Genomic DNA, 17,444 nt, shown 5'->3' with positions numbered 1-17,444 from the left:
GTACCGGGCTATCGATCATGCAGAAGAAGGGACTTGAACCCTCATGATGTTGCCATCACACGGACCTGAACCGTGCGCGTCTGCCAATTCCGCCACTTCTGCTTACTGCGGGAGATGGGACTTGAACCCACACGAGCATACACCCACAAGATCCTTAGTCTTGCCTGTCTGCCAATTCCAGCACTCCCGCTTACTGTTTTTCAATTTTCTCTGTCCGATGATTTTCTCACCGACAAAGAGTAGTATAGCACAATTTCATTTGAATTGCAAGCCTGTTTTCCGCAAATTTATATCTGAATTTATTGAATCAGAGTATAGCAAAAACCCGGCACATCTCTGTACCGGGCTATCAGTCATGCAGAAGAAGGGACTTGAACCCTCATGATGTTGCCATCACACGGACCTGAACCGTGCGCGTCTGCCAATTCCGCCACTTCTGCTTACTGCGGGAGATGGGACTTGAACCCACACGAGCATACACCCACAAGATCCTTAGTCTTGCCTGTCTGCCAATTCCAGCACTCCCGCTTACTGCTTTTTATTTTTGCCTGTCGAGTGAGTCACTCACTGACGAAGCTTAGTATAGCACAGGCGCTCCGCGAATGCAAGCATTTTTTTGTTTTTTTTATTTTTTTTTATTTGTTCTAATTATTCCTATATTTTTATAGTTTCTTTCTACTGCAAAATCATGTATTTCAGCCCTATCCTACCACTCCGCAGCTCCCTTAAAAAATCCTTTCTTACTTCTTAAACAGGAAAATAGACAACCATTACACATTTCTGCAGTTACTGCTCACGCATACGTGTCCAGTAACGGAATTTGCCGTGGCTTCGCATTTAAATACGGCAAATTCCTGCTACCACCACGTTTTCTTACGGCACTTTCGGTTCCAAAAGTGCCTACCTGTGAACAGTAACCATTTCTGCATTCCTATAGCCACAAAATGTCTCCTTTGAGATTGAAAAAGCGCTGTCTTTCTGCTATAATACATAGTTGCATTGATTTCTTTCATTAAAATTAAGAAAGATTACAAAAAGGGCGTAAAAAGGCGCAATAAGAAACCGAAAGAAAGGCGGAAATCCTGATAAGCAAAGGGTTTTCGGATAGGTAAATCATAAAATGAAATTAGGAATCGTAGGTCTGCCAAACGTAGGCAAAAGTACACTGTTTAATTCTCTGACCAAGGCTGGCGCTGAGTCTGCCAATTACCCGTTCTGTACCATCGATCCGAACGTCGGTGTCGTACCGGTTCCGGATCCGCGTCTGGGTCAGTTAGCAGCTCTTTATAATTCTGCCAAAATCACTCCGGCTGTAATCGAGTTCGTTGATATCGCTGGTCTGGTAAAGGGCGCTTCCAAGGGCGAAGGTCTTGGAAACCAGTTCCTTGCCAATATCCGTGAGGTAGACGCGATCGTACACGTTGTCCGTTGCTTTGAGGATCCAAATGTTATCCATGTAGACGGCAGCGTCAATCCGCTCCGCGATATCGAAACCATCAACCTGGAGCTTATCTTCTCCGATATGGAGGTTCTGGAACGCCGTATCGCCAAGACGACCAAGAGTGCCATGGGAAATAAGGCTCTGGCCAAAGAACTGGAAACTTTAAAGAAACTGTATGCTCACCTGGAAGATGGCAAACTGGCAAAAAGCTTTGAGCCGGAGGATGAGGATGAACTCGCGTTCATCAATACGCTGGATCTCTTAACCTGGAAACCGGTTATCTTCGCTGCCAACGTATCCGAGGATGATCTGGCAGATGACGGTGCTTCCAATGAATATGTAAAACAGGTTCGCGAATTTGCAGCTGAGAACGACAGCGAGGTATTTGTTATCTGCGCCCAGATTGAGCAGGAGATCGCTGAGTTAGATGAAGATGAGAAGAAAATGTTCCTCGAAGATCTCGGTCTGACTGAATCCGGTCTTGAAAAACTGATTGCAGCCAGCTACCGCATTCTTGGTCTTATCAGCTACCTGACTGCCGGTGAAACCGAGACCCGTGCATGGACCATCAAAGTCGGCACCAAAGCACCGCAGGCAGCTGGAAAAATCCACTCCGATTTTGAGCGCGGCTTCATCAAAGCTGAGGTAGTCAACTATCAGGATCTCTTAGACTGCGGTTCCTACAATGCAGCCAGAGAAAAAGGGTTGGTACGCATGGAGGGCAAGGACTACGTGGTGAAGGACGGCGATGTCGTACTCTTCCGCTTCAATGTTTAATATCGTGTCATAAAATCTCAGAAGCTGCCATCCGCTGATCAGATTCCCTTTTCGTAGATTTGGGGTAACTGTTTGGGTCTGCACATTTACTGCGCTGACCGTACGAAAACATGGGGGATCCTATCAAAGCATATCAACGGATGGCAGCTCTTTTTATTTCTCCCTTTTTACAAAAGTGTGTCTGATGCATACTAACTCATAATTATACGAAACACCACTCTTTTATTCATTTTCTATTCATTTCTGGCTAATGGGTATTCATTTTTACTCTAAGTTGTCGTGCAATTTATTAGATTTGAATTTTTGAAAGAGCCAGCACCTTGAATGGGCTGACTCTTTCAATGTCACCTGTAATTGACAAACTGGAATTTGGCTATTTCGTTGCAACAATACTTATCCAATGATTTTTTGCATTTGAATACGTTTTGATCTCTGTAAAACCCGCTTCTTTCAAAGCGGCAACAAGTTGTTTAGATGTGTAAATCTTCATACCATTGATCATCTTTGTCCATTTTTCATCTGCGGCATTCGTTCCGTCACTCTCGTTACAAATCAGGAATATGCCTTCGCTTTTCAGCACACGGTTGATCTCGGAAAAGCATTTTACTAATCCTGGCCAAAAGTAAACTGTTTCGAAGGCAGAAACATAATCAAAAGTCGCGTCAGAAAAGGGTATAGCAGATACATCTCCTTGAACTACATTACATTTCCCTTGTTTAATGGCGAGGGCGTTCAATTTTTGAGATTCTGCCACACTAACCTCAGAATAATCCATTCCTGTCACGTGGCCATTTCCACATCTATCAAGCCAGACCGCAATATTTGCTCCGCCGCCACAGCCGACGTCCAGAACTTCAGCATCAGACTTCGCGGAGATATTTGAGAATCCCCATTGCGATAATTTGGCGTGACCGCTGTTCATCATCTTCGTCATCAATTTTCCGCCGAAGCCTTGTGGCTTACGGGTATTTTCAAAAAATTTCATTACAGAATTCCTCCTCCACAAATACCGGTTTTCTTAATTCGACAAACCGGTATTGCTCAATCGTTTTTCTCCGTTAGGAGAATATACAATCCATAAATAAAAAGAACAAGGAATAAAACCGTAGGAATCAATAATCCATTTTCTAAAATACTTACAATCATTCTTCCAGGTGGCGTTACCCATTCAGTTGCTGGATTTTGCATTGCCACTATTATCATTCCCACAATACCAACAACACCACTTAATGTTAAAAAACCACCTTTTATATTTCTACTCATAATCATTACCTCCTCGTTAAATACCGATTAGTATAACAGTAGTCTAACACATGTTGTTTAAAAATACTACAGCCAAGCTAATGTCTGTAATTTGCCCTAAAATTTCATTTTATGGAATTTGGACTACTTGATTTTCTAATTGCATACGCAATTCGTGAAATGTATCATTATACTGTTGATACATCAGACACACAAATGTAAATAGGGACTTTTATTTTTATAACAAATCATATTCTTTCATTTTCCCTCAAACCGTCTCATACACTGTACTAAACGAATTCCGGAGCTTTCTTATGAGTTCAAAAACAAAAATTGTCGTACTCCGCATGAAAGAGATTATTTATACTGCTATCTTTATCGGGCTGGGGCTTCTTCTCATCGCGCTTCTCCTCATCATGTTCCGTCCTGGAAGGAAGACACAGAGTGCTTCTGCCCCTGCTGCGGCTGGTATCCACTATCTGCCAGGCATGTACAGTTCTACCCTGACACTTGGCAGCCAGGCAGTCAATGTCGAAGTCACGGTTGATTCCACCCAAATCACCTCTGTTACCTGCCGTCCTTTAAGTGATTCCATCGAAACTATGTACCCGCTGCTCTCTCCTTCCGCTTCGCATCTCTCGGAGCAGATCGTGAGCACGCAGTCGCTTGAAAATCTCTCCTTTGAAAGCGGCAGCCAGTATACCTCACAGGCACTCTTAAATGTGATACATACCGCACTGGCGAAAGCGATCCTTTAAGTTTCATATCACTCCATATAGCTTCTTCTAATCAAAACGTCCGGCTGAACCGTCTTTCCAAACGGTTCAACCGGACGTTTTACTTCCGTATTCGTGACTGTTCAGTACCTTCACAGTCACGCGTATTCATTTACGTTATTTACTGAATAACCTTAACCGGGCACTTCGCTGCACAAGCTCCGCAGTTTACGCACTTCTCATAATCGATAACAGCTACGTTGTTATCCATATGGATTGCGTCAAACTTACACTGCTTGGTACACAGCGTACAGCCGATACAGCCAACCTGGCAGGCTGCCTTGACAGCCGGTCCACGATCGTGGGAGCTGCACTGTACCAGATGTTTTGCCTTGTACGGTACCAGGTCGATCAGGTGTTTCGGGCAGGCTGCCACGCAGGCACCACACGCTACACACTTCTCTTTGTCTACAACCGCTACGCCGTCTACCACGTGGATTGCATCGAATTTACATGCCTTCACACAGGTTCCGAAACCGGTACAGCCGTAAGAACATGCCTTTGCACCGCCACCCGGTACAACGGATGCCTTCGCACAGTCCTCGATACCATGGTACTCGTATTGTACTTTTGTCTTGTCGCAGGTACCTTTACATTTAACGAAAGCTACCTTCTTCTCAGAGGAACCAGCCTCTACGCCCATGATAGCAGCGATCTTCTCGCCAACCGGAGCACCGCCGACCGGGCAGGCATTAACCGGAGCTTTGCCCTCTGCGATGGCCTTTGCAAGACCATCACAGCCCGGGTAACCACAGCCACCGCAGTTGTTGCCTGGCAGCTCTTCACGAACAGCTGCCTCTTTTTCATCTACTTCAACTTTAAATTTCGCGCCGAACAGACCCAGACCGACACCAACGATGATGCCGACTGCCGCGATCACGACAGCAGCGATAATGATTGAATTCATATCCATTTTCGTCTCCTCCTTCTACAGTAATCCGGAAAATCCGAGAAATGCAATCGCCATCAGACCAGCCGTTACAAGTACGATAGGAGATCCCTGGAAGTTATACGGGATATCATTTCCCTCGATGTGCTCACGGATACCTGCCAGAAGCACGATGGAGATGGTATAACCAACGGCTGTACCAACACCATTTACCACGCTCTGTAAAAATCCATATCCGTTCTGGACGTTTGTCAGGGCAACACCAAGAACGGCACAGTTTGTTGTAATCAGCGGAAGGAATACACCCAGCGCGTTATACAGGGAAACCATGCACTTCTTTAAGAACATCTCAACGATCTGAACCAGTGCTGCGATAACGAGAATGAAAACGATGGTTTTCAGGTAATCGATACCAAGCGGTGCCAGAACGAACTGATAAATCAGGTTTGCAACGATGGATGCGATGGTAATAACGAAAATAACCGCACCACCCATACCAGCTGCTGTTTCAACTTTTTTGGATACGCCGACGAAGGAGCAGATACCGAGGAACTGGCTCAGTACGACGTTGCTGACCAGCGCCGAGCTTATCGCAATAATAAGTAATTCTTTCATCACTTCTCCTCCTGTTCCTTCTTAACTTCTGCATCATGACCAGCACAGCTTAAGCAGTCGCCGCTGCAGCAGCCACCCTTCTTCTTCTCTTTTACGGAACCGTTTGTTGCACACGGCATCTTCAGACGATTCTGAAGAGCAGTCAGGCAAGCCAGTACGAAGAATGCACCCGGCGCCAGGATGAAGATTGAGATCGGCTGATAGGAAGCCGGCATAATCTGGATACCAAAGATAGTACCTGCACCCAGAAGCTCACGGAAAGAACCGATGAGTGCCAGAGCAACTGTAAATCCAAGTCCCATACCGATACCGTCAAATGCAGACAGGATCGGACCGTTCTTCATAGCATATGCCTCGGCACGGCCAAGGATGATACAGTTAACTACGATCAGCGGAATGTAAAGTCCCAGGGAAGCATATAAGCTTGGAACGAAACCTTCCATCAACATATCTACGATGGTTACGAAGGATGCTACGACTACGATCTCTGCCGGCAGACGTACGCCGTCCGGAATGATCTTACGAAGCAATGCAATCAGAAAGTTCGCCGCAATCAGTACGGCGGTTGTCGAAAGTCCCATGCCGACACCGTTGATGGCGGAAGTGGTTACCGCCAGGGTCGGACACAGACCCAGCATCTGAACGAAAATCGGGTTTTCTTTCCAGATACCGTTATATAAGCGCTCTACATATTTATTCATAATCTTTCCACCTCCTACTGTGCCAGGCAGTTAGCCACGAAATAGATAGCTGCATCTGTCGCGTTGGTGACTGCCTTGGAAGTGATCGTTGCACCACTGATGGCTTCAATCTGATTATCTGCAGACGCGCCTGTCTTTGTAACTTCCAGGTTCTCAGCTTTCTTGCCGATAAACTGATCCTTGAAATCCGGTTCTTTGGCTCTCATACCAAGACCTGGCGTATCGCTGATGCTTAAGAAACCGATACCGGTCAGCTCGCCCTCGTTGGTGATACCAACTGCGATCTGCACGTTGCCGCCGTAGCTCTCTGCGGAGGTAGAGGTAATCAGGTAACCGATCTGGTTGCCGCTTGCATCCAGCGCTTCTTTTGCATCATTGATGGTAACTTTTCCAAATCCCCACTCAGAGATGCTGTCCGCTGCAGCAGTTACTGCGTCAGCCAGCTCCTGCGGTTCATCAAAGCTTGCCGCATCCGGGTAAACTTCCTGATAAGTTTTAGTAGCTGCTGCCTCCTGTGCCTGTGCAATCGGATCCAGCGTAATATCATGTACTGTTCCCAGACAGATACCAGCTACCAGAGTAATAACGAAAAGGATGATTGTATTTTTGATAATCTGGTTCATTATTTCTTCTGACCTCCTTTTCCAAATGCTGTCGGAAGCGTATAGCGCTCAATCAGCGGAACCAGCAGGTTGCTGAAGATGATCGCATAGGAAACGCCCTCCGGAGAAGCACCCCAGAGACGGAAGATTCCGGTTACGATTCCGAGGATCAGTCCGTATACGATCTGTCCCTTCGGAGTCAGAGGACTCGTTACATAATCGGTTGCCATAAAGAATGCACCGAAGATAAGACCACCTGCACAGATCTCACTGAGAGAATAGGTCAGGTTGAATCCGCCAAACAGGAATGTAAATACAAATACGGTTCCAATGTAAATCAGCGGAATAACCGGGCTGATAACTTTGCGGACTACCATGTAAATCGCACCAATCAGCAGGGCAATTACAGATACCTCACCGATAGTTCCCGGGATACGTCCGATTACCAGGGATGCCAGATCCACTGTCTCACCGGCTCTTAACTGTGCCAGCGGAGTTGCACCTGTCAGACTGTCAAATCCAAGCTTTGCGGATGAGAAGTTATTCATAAACAGAGCGAAGGAAGTCAGAAGGAAACATCTGGCTGCCAGTGCCGGGTTCATGAAGTTCTGTCCCAGACCACCGTAAAGCTGTTTTACAACGATGATTGCAAAGAATGCACCAAGAACCGGGATCCAAACCGGGATTTCCGGCGGCATATTCAGTGCAAGAATCATGCCGGTAACAACTGCACTGCCGTCCGAAATCGTAATCGGCTTGTGCATTAATTTCTCATAAAGATACTCGGCTGCCACACTGGCGATCACGGTAGCGATCAGAACCAGAAGTGCATTCATGCCGAACTGCCATACACCATAAACACTGGCAGGAATCATGGCGATCACAACGTCAAACATCAGGCGCTGTGTCGTAACTCCGTCACGAACGTGAGGTGATGACGATACTTTTAATAATTTTTCCATTTCTTCCCACCTCCTACTTTCTGCGGCTGGCTGCTACTGCCTTACGCATCTCTTTGAATGCCTGGGTCAGCGGCCGTCTTGCCGGACAAGCATATGCACAGCATCCGCACTCAACGCATTCCATGCCGTTTAAGCTCTGGAATTTCTCAAGGTCGTGAGCCGTAGATGCCTTCATCATCAGCGGAGGTACAAGATGCTCCGGACAAACGCCTACGCAGCGTCCGCAGCGGATACATGCTGACGGCTCCATCGCTGCTACCTGATCCTTGGTAAAGGTGGTCAGAGCAGATGAAGTCTTCGCTACCGGGAAGTCAAGGCTGAAAAGAGCCTGTCCCATCATAGGACCACCGGAAATCATCTTCTCCGGTTCCTGTTTAAAGCCGCCTGCTGCCTCTACCAGTCTCTGATAGTTGGTACCAAGGCGTACCTCAAAGTTCTGCGGCTCTGCAATGGCATCACCGGTTACCGTAATGATCTTGCGGATCAGCGGAGTTGTCTTGCATACTGCATTATAAATAGAAGCAACGGTATCAATATTGTCTACGATACAGCCTGCATCTGCCGGCAGCATCGTGGAGTTGATCTCACGTCCGGTCACCGCATAGATAAGTGTACGCTCACCACCCTGCGGGTACTTGGTAAGCAGCGGACATACTTCGATTCTCGGCTCGTCCTTTACCATCTCCGTCAGCTTCTTGATAGCCTCCGGCTTGTTGTTCTCGATACCGATAACACCCTTCGCATTGTCAAACAGCTGAAGCATAACCTTCAGGCCGCCGATAATCTGCTCCGGACGCTCCATCATGGTACGATAGTCACTGGTTAAGTACGGCTCGCACTCTGCACCGTTGACGATAACGTAATCAATTGCGTTCTCATCTTTCGGAGTAAGCTTTACATGTGTCGGGAAACCAGCGCCGCCCAGGCCGACGATACCGGCATCCTTAACGATCTTACGGATCTCTTCTTTCGACAGCTTTGTTGCATCTCTGTCTGTTCCGAAGCCCTCAATCGCCTCTTCTTCACCGTCATTCTCCACCAGGATTGACTGAACCATTGCACCATTGGCAACCAGCTTGGACTCGATTCCCTTTACCGTACCGGAAACAGAACTGAGTACGTTTGCGGAAATAAATCCGCCTGCCTCTGCAATGATCTGGCCTTTCAGCACGTGATCGCCCTTCGCTACCAGTGGTTTCGCAGGTGCGCCAATGTGCTGGGACAGCGGATAAACCATGATCTCGCCCTGTAACGGTTCGAGAACCTTGATCGGCTTATCCTCAGACAGTTCTTTACCCTCATATGGATGAATGCCGCCTATAAATGTAGCCAAACCCATCAATTAAACCCTCTTTCTCTTACTAAATTTTCCTTCATCCTCCACCCATTCACCTCCCGTCAGATGCCTTTTCTGCCGAAATTGTGAAAATATTATCGGGCGTAGGAGCTAGAATCTACCGCGTATAGTATAACACAGGTAAAAAAAATTCACAATTGAAAAATGAATCTTCTGCCCCCTTCACTCTGTATAAAAATTAATACAAATGGTTATAATATAGCTTTTGTTTATACAGAATCAACAAAACTGTGTAAAAATCCCGTAAAACTTTCCCTTAAATACTATGTCAATAGCCTTGGCGAAAAAAGGAAAGTCCGGCGGAGTTTGCCTCTGCCGGACTTTCCTTTTTTCTCGTTACCTAAAGAGCTGCACAGTCTACTGGAAAAACTTACTCCAGTACCCCTGCACAAAAATAAACAGCACAATCAGTGGAATGACATATGTCACATACGCTCGCACCTGGCGCGGGAACTTCACGCCTTTTCCCTCATTTGCCTCCTTGAGAAAATTCTCAAATCCCCATCCATACCGGCTGGTACAGAACATCAGGTAAACGAGACTTCCGAGTGGAAGCAGGTTGTTGCTGACGATGAAATCCTCGAGATCCAACACGTTGCTGCCCTCTCCGAACGGCATGAAACCACTCCAGAGATTGAAACCCAGCACGCACGGAAGCGACAGGACCGCAATCACCACCAGATTGACGCAGACTGCCTTTTTGATCGAACAGCCAGTCAGATCCGTTGCAAAGGATACGATATTCTGGAATACCGCTGTGACCGTTGATGCCGCCGCAAAGGTCATAAAGACAAAGAACAGCGTGCCCCAGAAACGTCCGCCTGCCATGTGGTTAAATACATTCGGCAGCGTGATGAAGATCAGGCTTGGTCCCTGTCCTGCCTCGATACCGTAAGCCGCACACGCCGGGAAAATGATAAGTCCCGCCATAAACGCTACCAGCGTGTCAAGGACCAGTACATTGATCGCCTCGCCGGTCAGGCTGCGCTCTTTATCGATATAACTTCCAAAAATCGCCATCGCACCGATACCGATACTCAACGTGAAGAACGACTGTCCCAGCGCCGCAAATACGACCTTGCCGACACCAACCTCCTGAATCTTGCCAAAATCCGGCTTTAAGTAAAATTCAAGTCCCGGACGTCCGCCTTCCATCCGCACCGAATTGATTGCCAGCACAACCATCAGGAATAACAGGCAGACCATCATCATCTTTGTGATCTTCTCAACGCCGTTCTGGAGTCCCATCGCACAGATGGAAAAACAGAATACGACACAGAGCAGCATAAATACCGTCATCAGTCCCGGATTTGCCAGTACAGAGCCAAATTCCCCGGCTACACCGTCCGCATCCAGACCCACGAAATCGCCTTTCGCCATCTTGAACACATACAGCAGAAGCCATCCGGCTACCGTCGTATAAAACATCATCAGGACATAGTTGCCCGCCATCGCGAACCATTTTTCAAAATGCCACTTAGTACCCTTTGGCTCCAGCACATCAAATGAAAGCGCCGCACTCTTCTGGCTCGCTCTGCCGACCGAGTATTCCATAACGATGATCGGAAGACCTAAAAGCACCAGAAATGCCGCATAAATCAGTACAAACGCCGCGCCGCCATACTGACCGACGATGTACGGGAATCTCCACACATTTCCCAGACCGATCGCACAGCCCGCGGAAATCAGGATAAATCCCAGCCGAGAGGAAAAACGTTCTCTTCCCATTTCTACTTACCTTCTCCTTTTTTATTTCTACAGGCCCACACTGACAAGAGTCAGACGGGCGCAAAAAAGAGGCGCCTCCGCAAATCCCGGTACCAGCCCGAATTTCGGAAACGCCACCAAATGGTATTTTACTATATTCTGTTTTAAAAGACAAGTTTTCAGGTGCTTTTTATCCTTCAAACGTCTCGACTTCCTCCCGGTTCGGCACCGACGGAGCTGCTCCTGGGCGGGAAACGGCGATCGCTGCCGCTTTTGCCGCATGTTCCAGCGCCGTCTTCGGGTCTTCACCGAGCTGTAAACCGCCGATAAAATAACCGGTAAATGTATCGCCTGCCGCCGTCGTGTCCACAACCGGCACTTTATAGATTCCCTGACGAAGGACTGTGTCACCATCGCGGTACACGGAACCATCGCCGCCGAGTGTCAGGACAATCTTCGCCTCCGGGAACTGTTTTACCAGTCCGTTCATCAGCGCCTGCGGATCTTTGGTTGCCTCAATGCCGCAGATATCCGACGCCTCCACCTCATTTAATAAGAAGTAATCCACATATTCCAGCGGATAGGACAGGATCTTCGCATTCATCGGGGACGGATTCAGAACGATCTTCATGCCTTTTTCATGGGCTTTCTCCATGATATAGCCGATCTCGCTGATCTCATTCTGTAAAATCAGGAAATCGTCCGCCTCAAACTGTGTCAGGACGCGATCCACCATTTCCCTCGTGATCCGCTGGTTGGCACCGCCATACAGCAGAATGCAGTTCTGCCCTGCCGGATCTTTCTGGATGATCGCGTGTCCTGTCTGCCCGTCGAGATGCTCGATCAACTCCGTGTGGACGCCCGCCTTCTTCATCTGCTCGATAAGGAAATCTCCATCCCCGGCTCCGACAGCTCCGGCGTGCCATACGTCTGCGCCCGCCTTGCTCAGCGCGATCGACTGATTCAGCCCTTTGCCGCCGCTGAATACCTGCAGCGACTCGGAGGACATCGTCTCTCCCGCTCTTACAAAATGATCCACCTGATACGTATAATCAATATTCAGTGAACCAAAATTCAATACCTTCACTCTGCTCCCCTCCTTGACCAATTCCTTCAAAATCTGCCGCCGGCATCTTTGATGTATCGCTTAAGACGGCTGTATTCGCGCCGTACTCTCCCGTACTACCAGTTCCGGCGCAAAGATCACCTTGCTCTCCGGTCTTTTATGTTCCCGTATCTGTTTCAGAAGCAGCCTTACCGCCTCTCTTCCCATCTCCCGTACCTGCTGCCGTATCGTTGTCAGCGGCACCTCCAGCATCCGGGCATAGAAAACGTCATCGTATCCGACGACCGAAACATCTTCCGGCACTTTCTTTCTATATTCCTTGAGTTTTCTGCATACGCCATACGCTGAAGCATCGTTGCAGGCGAAAATCGCCGTAAAATCCTGTGAAATGAGCTGTTCGACTGCCGCCGCGCCGCCCTCCTGCGTATACTCGCCGACACAGACGAGACGTTCATCCACCGGAATTCCCGCCTCCTCCATCGCCCGGCAGTAGCCATGGTAACGCGCCTCCGAATCCATCTGGGTCGCATGCGGTCCCACGACGCAGGCAATCCGCCGGTGTCCAAGACTTAACAGATGGCGCGCCGCCAGATAACCGCCGATCTCATGGTCGGTACCGACCGCCGGACAATTCCGAAGCTCCGGGATCCGGTCAACTACCACATAGGGTATGTGGATCGATTCCAGATAATCAATCTCCTCCGCCGCCATCTCCCGCGTATTATCTTTAGCCATGATAAACACAATGCCGTCCGCGCCTTTATCCGCCAGAAGATCGATATACTCGCGATCCCGGTCATAATTATCATTCGTGTTGCAGAGAATCACACTCCAACCATTTTCGCGGCACGCCTCATCGATCGCGCGCGCCATATTGGCAAAATATACATTGGAAATATCCGGGACGATAAATCCTATGGTCTTGCTCTGCCGCTTTACCAGACTGACCGCGAGCTGGTTCGGACGATAATTCAGTTCCCGCGCCTTCGCTAGGATCTGATTCTTTGTCTCATCCGAGATCTTATATCCTTTTCCATTGAGAACCAGTGAGATTGTCGTCACGGAAAAACCAGTCTCAGCGGCAATATCCTTGATGGTTGCCCTCACTCATCCACCTCCGATGCGATCAGATCCATGAGAACCTGAATGGATTTCTGATATTTTTCTATCTCGACCCGCTCATTTGGCTTATGCGCCATACCTGCCTCGCCCGGACCAAATAAGAGAACGGCTGCATCCAGCTTGTGTTCCACCAGGATCGAAGCATCTGTAAAGAAATTAATCCCAGTCGTCTCCACCGGAAGCCCTTTTTTCTCCAGTTCCTTCGAGAGCTGTTTCACAAGCGGATGGGATTCTCCAATCTCGATCGCCCGCCGGTCATTGACAATCCGGCAGCTGACGCGGAATTTTTCTTCCGATGTAACGGAACGCGCCGCCGCAAACGCCTCCGCCTGACCGACTACCATCTGGCTTGTCAGTCCTGGTGTCATACGGATATCCATGAGAATCCGGCAGGTGTCCGGCGTCATATTTGGCGCCACGCCGCCGGAAATCTGCGTTACCTGCGCGGTCGATGCGCCGAGAACCGGGTGTGTGAAGCTTTTCACATATGTTTCAATCTCACCTGTCAGCGCCATCGCCTGTTCCACGGCATTGCAGCCCTCATGCGGATATGCCCCGTGGCTCGTCTTTCCGTGTGCTTCTATCTCCAGCCACAGGCAGCCTTTCTGCGCCACGCCCAGCCTGCATCCCGTCGGTTCTCCTATCAGAAGCGTTCCAATCGACGTCTCCGGGACTTCCTTTAAGATCTCCCTGGCGCCGATGCCGCCCTTTTCCTCATCACAGGTTCCGAGGAAATGGATCGTACGCGGCACCGGACGACCGGATTTTTTATATTCACAGAGCGCGTACACCATCGCGGCAAGCCCACTCTTCATATCGCTGGCACCGCGGCCATAGAGAAAACCGTCCCGTTCCACCGGAACCGCCGGGTCAGTCTTCCATTCTCCGGTATCTCCGTAAGGAACCGTGTCCAGATGCCCGTTCCAGAAGATCGGAGCGTCATCCGACTCCCCCTCAAGCTCCGCCAGCACATTGGCATGTGTCGCGTCAATCCGCTGTATATGTGCAGAAATTCCCGATTGTTCGAAATACTTGCACAAATATTCTGCCACTGCTCCCTCGTCATCCCGTCCATTGACACTCCGAATGGTCAGAAGCTCTTTTAAAAGTTTCACCGCTCCGTCCATACGCGCTCTCCTTTTTCCTGCTATCTTATTTCTGAATCAGCCAGTCTGCGATATTCTGCCACAATTTATTGTAGTATTCCCACTCGCAGAATTCCGGCGGTGCCCAGTGCGGTGCACAGTCGGTTGTGACAACACCGCTGCGCCCTTTTCCATAAGAAGCAAACGCGATAAACGGATCGCCCTCTACAGTAACCGGAACCTCTGCCTCCGGTTTTGCGATTACCTTATTGTAACCGAGAACCTCCGGCCAGTCGGTCGGAATGCCCTTTAAAGCTTCATGCTCGCCCACGGTTACCGGTTTTACACCCTCGCAGTGTTCCATACGATCATCGACCGTCAGAACCTCAACTGGAAGAACCTCCTGTACGGCTGTGTCATGCCATTTGCCCTTTGCATCCACGCCGGAGAAGGTCAGATAGCCGCCGACCATCAGAAGAGCGCCGCCATCGTTGACATAGTCGCGGATCAGATTGCAGCGGTTCGGCATTTTCTCACTGCGGTTAAACGTAGCACCCGGCAGAAGCAGGGTGTTCGCTCCGATATCGGACAGAATTACCAGATCATACTGTTTCAGTTCTTCCATTGTAAATGGAAATTCTTCATTTGCCAGATGGTTTGGAAGGAAGGTTACTTCGTAGCCGCCTGCCTCCAATGCAGCTTTCAGCCATTTCTCTCCTGTCTCATAGGTAGAGGTATAAAACGCGTCAAAGCCCTTTACATGGGTGGTATAGCTCATCCAGGACTCGCCTGCCAGTAATACTTTCTTGCTCATGATCATATCTCCTTTTCTCATTTATTTTTTCCCCACGCCAAAATCAGTTTCGCATACACCAGAATCGCTTCCAGATAGGAATCGAGCTTCAGCCACTCATCCACGGTATGGCACTGTGCGCCCTCACCCGGTCCGTACTGGATCGTCGGGCATCCGGCAATGTTGCGCCACAGGCGGGAATCACAGCCAAAATGGGATCCTTCCACCTTCACGTTGCGCGAAAGTGCCTCACTGTACGCCTCCTTAAAGGTGTCTACCAGCGGATGATCCTCCTCCATCTCAAACCCGTGTCCGGTCTGGTAAATGGAAATCTTCGGCGGATGTGCCTCCATCCACGCGTCGGAACGGCTGATCCGCTCAACGACCTCTGTAAATTCCTTTACAACCATATCCTGATTCATCAGGGTAGGAACATAGTGGACGCAGGTAGAAAAACTGCACTCGCCCGGCACGGTAGAACCGGCGGTTCCACCCTCGATCACGCCGATATTTAAGCTCGGCGGCGGAAGCAGGCGGTGGCGGATCGTCAGAAGCCAGCGGTGCTCCATCTCATTTAACCCCTGAATTACTTTGATCGCCTTCTCGATCGCGCTGACGCCCTCGGCTTTTGCACCGGAATGGCACGCTTTTCCTTCAAAATCAACCTTAAAGAATACCCAGCCCATATGCGCCAGAATCAGGGTATCGTCGGTCGGCTCGCAGTTGACAACGCCGTCGGCTTTCAGACCGCGCATTACCGCCTGGATCGAGCCATTGCCTCCGCCTTCCTCGTCACACACGGAGGTAATTGTCACATCGCCCGGCAGCTCATACCCGGCATCCTGCAAAAGCTTTACCGCCATCACCGATGCCATCAGACCGCCCTTCATATCCGTGCAGCCGCGTCCGTACATCTTGCCATCCCGAATTACCGGCTCAAACGGCGGGTTCGTCCAGCCGTCTTCCATCTCCGCCGGCATAACGTCAATATGACCGTTAAATAACAGGCTTTTTCCGCCCTGTTTTCCTTTAAATGTCGCATAGACATTGGCACGGTCGGTCTGGTTGTGCCCCAGGTTTCCTTCCTGGTGCTTTTTGTAGCTTTCCTGAATCACAGCCTCATCCATCGGATCCACCGTGATCTCGTCGGCTCCCATCGATTCAAACAGGTTTACCATATACTCCTGTCCCTGTTTCTCCAGACCACCATCGATTCCGTGCCCTAAGTCATGGGTATCAATTCCCACCAGATTCTTGAGTTCTTCGATATATTTCTCTTTGTTCTGCTCTAAAACTTCTTTCAGGTCTCTCATCTATATCTGCCTCCGAACACAAGTATTATAAACTATGCCTCGCTGTATCTTCTCAGCCCTGCCTCAACGATATCCCAGAACTTCGCCGCATCGATATCGATCGCTACGTTTGCAGTCGGCTCCTGTCCGCCGTAACCGAAGAAATCGCAGTTAGTACGTCCGTAGGACTGGACGCTGCGGATGTCAATGTCCACATGCATCGGTTTCAGGGTCACAACGCTCGGATCAATCAGCCATGCGATCGTAACCGGATCGTGCAGAGGTCCGCCTTCCCAGCCAAATACCTCTTTCTGGGTCTTGCAGAAGAAGCGCATCAGATCCGCAAAGAGCTTGGATGCCTTATTGCCGATCTTCTCCATCCGGTCAACGATCTCCGGATAGCACAGTACCTTGCGGGTAACATCCAGACCCATCATCGTGATTGGGCGTCCGCTGGTAAAGCATACATACGCTGCATCCGCATCGGCGATGATATTGAACTCTGCCGCTGGAGTTACGTTACCATTGGTATACGCGCCTCCCATCAGGACGATCTGTTTGATCTTCGGAATAATCGCCGGTTCCATCCGCATCGCCATCGCCAGATTGGTCATCGGACCGGTTGTCACCATCGTGATATCGCCGTCGGACTCCATCAGGGTTTTAACGATGAAATCGACTGCATGCTCTTTCTCTAATTCTTTTGTCAGAGGCGGGAAAACCGGACCATCCAGCCCTGTTTCACCGTGGATATCGCCCGCTATCATTTTTTCACGCACCATCGGCTGTCCGCAGCCCGCATACACTGGCACATCCACACCAAGCCACTGGCACACATTTCTCGCATTAATCTGCGTTTTCTCCAGCGTCTGGTTGCCTGCTACGACTGTAATACCTAACAGATCGATCTTGTCACTGTTCGCCGCCAGCGTGATCGCGACCGCGTCATCATGTCCCGGATCGCAGTCAAGAATAATTTTTGTCTTTTCCATCTGATTATGTCCTCCTTATAGTGTT

Annotated in this window: 17 protein-coding genes and 4 tRNA genes; 2 read left to right on the top strand and 19 right to left on the bottom strand. The window is 49.3% G+C overall.

Annotated elements, in window-relative coordinates:
• Positions 1-18: 18 nt before the first annotated feature.
• From DWV73_RS00845 to DWV73_RS00830, 4 genes are all read right to left on the bottom strand, one after another.
• Positions 19-102: transfer RNA gene (locus tag DWV73_RS00845), tRNA-Leu, on the bottom strand.
• Between the two features lie 4 nt (positions 103-106).
• Positions 107-190, bottom strand: a tRNA-Leu gene (locus DWV73_RS00840).
• Between the two features lie 166 nt (positions 191-356).
• Positions 357-440: transfer RNA gene (locus DWV73_RS00835), tRNA-Leu, on the bottom strand.
• A 4-nt stretch (positions 441-444) separates the two neighbouring features.
• A tRNA-Leu gene (locus DWV73_RS00830) sits at positions 445-528 on the bottom strand.
• Positions 529-1,120: 592 nt separating this feature from the next.
• Here DWV73_RS00830 and ychF point away from each other — a divergent pair.
• Positions 1,121-2,218, top strand: a complete 1,098-nt coding sequence (gene ychF / locus DWV73_RS00825) for a redox-regulated ATPase YchF (protein WP_117795141.1) — start codon at positions 1,121-1,123, stop codon at positions 2,216-2,218.
• Positions 2,219-2,591: 373 nt separating this feature from the next.
• Here the strand turns inward: ychF and DWV73_RS00820 are convergent, their stop codons facing one another.
• Positions 2,592-3,203, bottom strand: coding sequence for a class I SAM-dependent methyltransferase (locus tag DWV73_RS00820; protein WP_117795139.1), 612 nt, complete (start codon positions 3,201-3,203; stop codon positions 2,592-2,594).
• 56 nt (positions 3,204-3,259) lie between these two features.
• A complete protein-coding gene (locus DWV73_RS00815) occupies positions 3,260-3,481 on the bottom strand; it encodes a peptidase M50 (protein WP_107001555.1) in 222 nt (73 codons plus the stop codon).
• A gap of 293 nt (positions 3,482-3,774) precedes the next feature.
• On the opposite strand from DWV73_RS00815, the gene DWV73_RS00810 reads away from it, so the two are divergent.
• Positions 3,775-4,218 (top strand): hypothetical protein, encoded by a 444-nt coding sequence (locus DWV73_RS00810; protein WP_117795137.1) that lies wholly within the window; start codon positions 3,775-3,777, stop codon positions 4,216-4,218.
• 139 nt (positions 4,219-4,357) lie between these two features.
• On the opposite strand, the gene DWV73_RS00805 is transcribed toward DWV73_RS00810, so the two are convergent.
• From DWV73_RS00805 to DWV73_RS00745, 13 genes are all read right to left on the bottom strand, one after another.
• Positions 4,358-5,149, bottom strand: coding sequence for an RnfABCDGE type electron transport complex subunit B (locus DWV73_RS00805; RefSeq protein ID WP_022359780.1), 792 nt, complete (start codon positions 5,147-5,149; stop codon positions 4,358-4,360).
• A 15-nt stretch (positions 5,150-5,164) separates the two neighbouring features.
• Positions 5,165-5,740: an RnfABCDGE type electron transport complex subunit A gene (locus tag DWV73_RS00800; RefSeq protein WP_107001556.1), complete on the bottom strand. Its 576-nt coding sequence runs from the start codon at positions 5,738-5,740 to the stop codon at positions 5,165-5,167.
• Positions 5,740-6,441: an electron transport complex subunit E gene (locus DWV73_RS00795; protein WP_022359778.1), complete on the bottom strand. Its 702-nt coding sequence runs from the start codon at positions 6,439-6,441 to the stop codon at positions 5,740-5,742. Before DWV73_RS00795 ends, DWV73_RS00800 begins: the two co-directional genes overlap by 1 nt.
• Positions 6,442-6,455: 14 nt before the next feature.
• Positions 6,456-7,064, bottom strand: a complete 609-nt coding sequence (locus DWV73_RS00790) for an RnfABCDGE type electron transport complex subunit G (protein WP_022359777.1) — start codon at positions 7,062-7,064, stop codon at positions 6,456-6,458.
• Positions 7,064-8,005, bottom strand: a complete 942-nt coding sequence (locus tag DWV73_RS00785; protein ID WP_107001558.1) for an RnfABCDGE type electron transport complex subunit D — start codon at positions 8,003-8,005, stop codon at positions 7,064-7,066. The genes DWV73_RS00790 and DWV73_RS00785 overlap by 1 nt, the downstream gene beginning before the upstream one ends.
• A gap of 13 nt (positions 8,006-8,018) precedes the next feature.
• The gene (rsxC, locus tag DWV73_RS00780) at positions 8,019-9,344 is read right to left on the bottom strand and encodes an electron transport complex subunit RsxC (RefSeq protein WP_117795135.1); all 1,326 of its coding nucleotides are present in this window, start codon (positions 9,342-9,344) and stop codon (positions 8,019-8,021) included.
• Positions 9,345-9,719: 375 nt separating this feature from the next.
• Positions 9,720-11,090 carry a sodium-dependent transporter gene (locus tag DWV73_RS00775; protein ID WP_107001560.1) on the bottom strand — a complete coding sequence of 457 codons (1,371 nt, stop codon included), beginning with the start codon at positions 11,088-11,090 and terminating at the stop codon, positions 9,720-9,722.
• Positions 11,091-11,259: 169 nt separating this feature from the next.
• Positions 11,260-12,156 carry a ribokinase gene (locus DWV73_RS00770; protein WP_107001561.1) on the bottom strand — a complete coding sequence of 299 codons (897 nt, stop codon included), beginning with the start codon at positions 12,154-12,156 and terminating at the stop codon, positions 11,260-11,262.
• Between the two features lie 60 nt (positions 12,157-12,216).
• On the bottom strand, positions 12,217-13,242 hold the full coding sequence (locus DWV73_RS00765; protein WP_117795132.1) for a LacI family DNA-binding transcriptional regulator: 1,026 nt from the start codon (positions 13,240-13,242) through the stop codon (positions 12,217-12,219).
• Positions 13,239-14,384, bottom strand: a complete 1,146-nt coding sequence (locus DWV73_RS00760; protein ID WP_107001563.1) for a M20 family metallopeptidase — start codon at positions 14,382-14,384, stop codon at positions 13,239-13,241. Before DWV73_RS00760 ends, DWV73_RS00765 begins: the two co-directional genes overlap by 4 nt.
• 25 nt (positions 14,385-14,409) lie before the next feature.
• Complete coding sequence (locus tag DWV73_RS00755; protein ID WP_107001564.1) at positions 14,410-15,156, bottom strand: glutamine amidotransferase; 747 nt, start codon at positions 15,154-15,156, stop codon at positions 14,410-14,412.
• 17 nt (positions 15,157-15,173) lie between these two features.
• Positions 15,174-16,448, bottom strand: coding sequence for an ArgE/DapE family deacylase (locus DWV73_RS00750; RefSeq protein ID WP_117795130.1), 1,275 nt, complete (start codon positions 16,446-16,448; stop codon positions 15,174-15,176).
• A gap of 32 nt (positions 16,449-16,480) precedes the next feature.
• On the bottom strand, positions 16,481-17,419 hold the full coding sequence (locus DWV73_RS00745; protein WP_107001566.1) for a nucleoside hydrolase: 939 nt from the start codon (positions 17,417-17,419) through the stop codon (positions 16,481-16,483).
• Between the last annotated feature and the right edge of the window lie 25 nt (positions 17,420-17,444).

Source organism: Clostridium sp. AF12-41 (genome assembly GCF_003461685.1).
GTDB classification, from domain to species: domain Bacteria; phylum Bacillota; class Clostridia; order Lachnospirales; family Lachnospiraceae; genus Otoolea; species Otoolea fessa.
This window is presented reverse-complemented; position numbering and strand designations above follow the sequence as displayed.

Excerpts from the sequence above, each read along its gene's own strand:
- ychF (WP_117795141.1), top strand. The coding sequence starts at position 1,121 with ATGAAATTAGGAATCGTAGGTCTGCCAAACGTAGGCAAAAGTACACTG.
- DWV73_RS00820 (WP_117795139.1), bottom strand. The coding sequence starts at position 3,203 with ATGAAATTTTTTGAAAATACCCGTAAGCCACAAGGCTTCGGCGGAAAA.
- DWV73_RS00815 (WP_107001555.1), bottom strand. The coding sequence starts at position 3,481 with ATGAGTAGAAATATAAAAGGTGGTTTTTTAACATTAAGTGGTGTTGTT.
- DWV73_RS00810 (WP_117795137.1), top strand. The coding sequence starts at position 3,775 with ATGAGTTCAAAAACAAAAATTGTCGTACTCCGCATGAAAGAGATTATT.
- DWV73_RS00805 (WP_022359780.1), bottom strand. The coding sequence starts at position 5,149 with ATGGATATGAATTCAATCATTATCGCTGCTGTCGTGATCGCGGCAGTC.
- DWV73_RS00800 (WP_107001556.1), bottom strand. The coding sequence starts at position 5,740 with ATGAAAGAATTACTTATTATTGCGATAAGCTCGGCGCTGGTCAGCAAC.
- DWV73_RS00795 (WP_022359778.1), bottom strand. The coding sequence starts at position 6,441 with ATGAATAAATATGTAGAGCGCTTATATAACGGTATCTGGAAAGAAAAC.
- DWV73_RS00790 (WP_022359777.1), bottom strand. The coding sequence starts at position 7,064 with ATGAACCAGATTATCAAAAATACAATCATCCTTTTCGTTATTACTCTG.
- DWV73_RS00785 (WP_107001558.1), bottom strand. The coding sequence starts at position 8,005 with ATGGAAAAATTATTAAAAGTATCGTCATCACCTCACGTTCGTGACGGA.
- rsxC (WP_117795135.1), bottom strand. The coding sequence starts at position 9,344 with ATGGGTTTGGCTACATTTATAGGCGGCATTCATCCATATGAGGGTAAA.
- DWV73_RS00775 (WP_107001560.1), bottom strand. The coding sequence starts at position 11,090 with ATGGGAAGAGAACGTTTTTCCTCTCGGCTGGGATTTATCCTGATTTCC.
- DWV73_RS00760 (WP_107001563.1), bottom strand. The coding sequence starts at position 14,384 with ATGGACGGAGCGGTGAAACTTTTAAAAGAGCTTCTGACCATTCGGAGT.
- DWV73_RS00755 (WP_107001564.1), bottom strand. The coding sequence starts at position 15,156 with ATGAGCAAGAAAGTATTACTGGCAGGCGAGTCCTGGATGAGCTATACC.
- DWV73_RS00750 (WP_117795130.1), bottom strand. The coding sequence starts at position 16,448 with ATGAGAGACCTGAAAGAAGTTTTAGAGCAGAACAAAGAGAAATATATC.
- DWV73_RS00745 (WP_107001566.1), bottom strand. The coding sequence starts at position 17,419 with ATGGAAAAGACAAAAATTATTCTTGACTGCGATCCGGGACATGATGAC.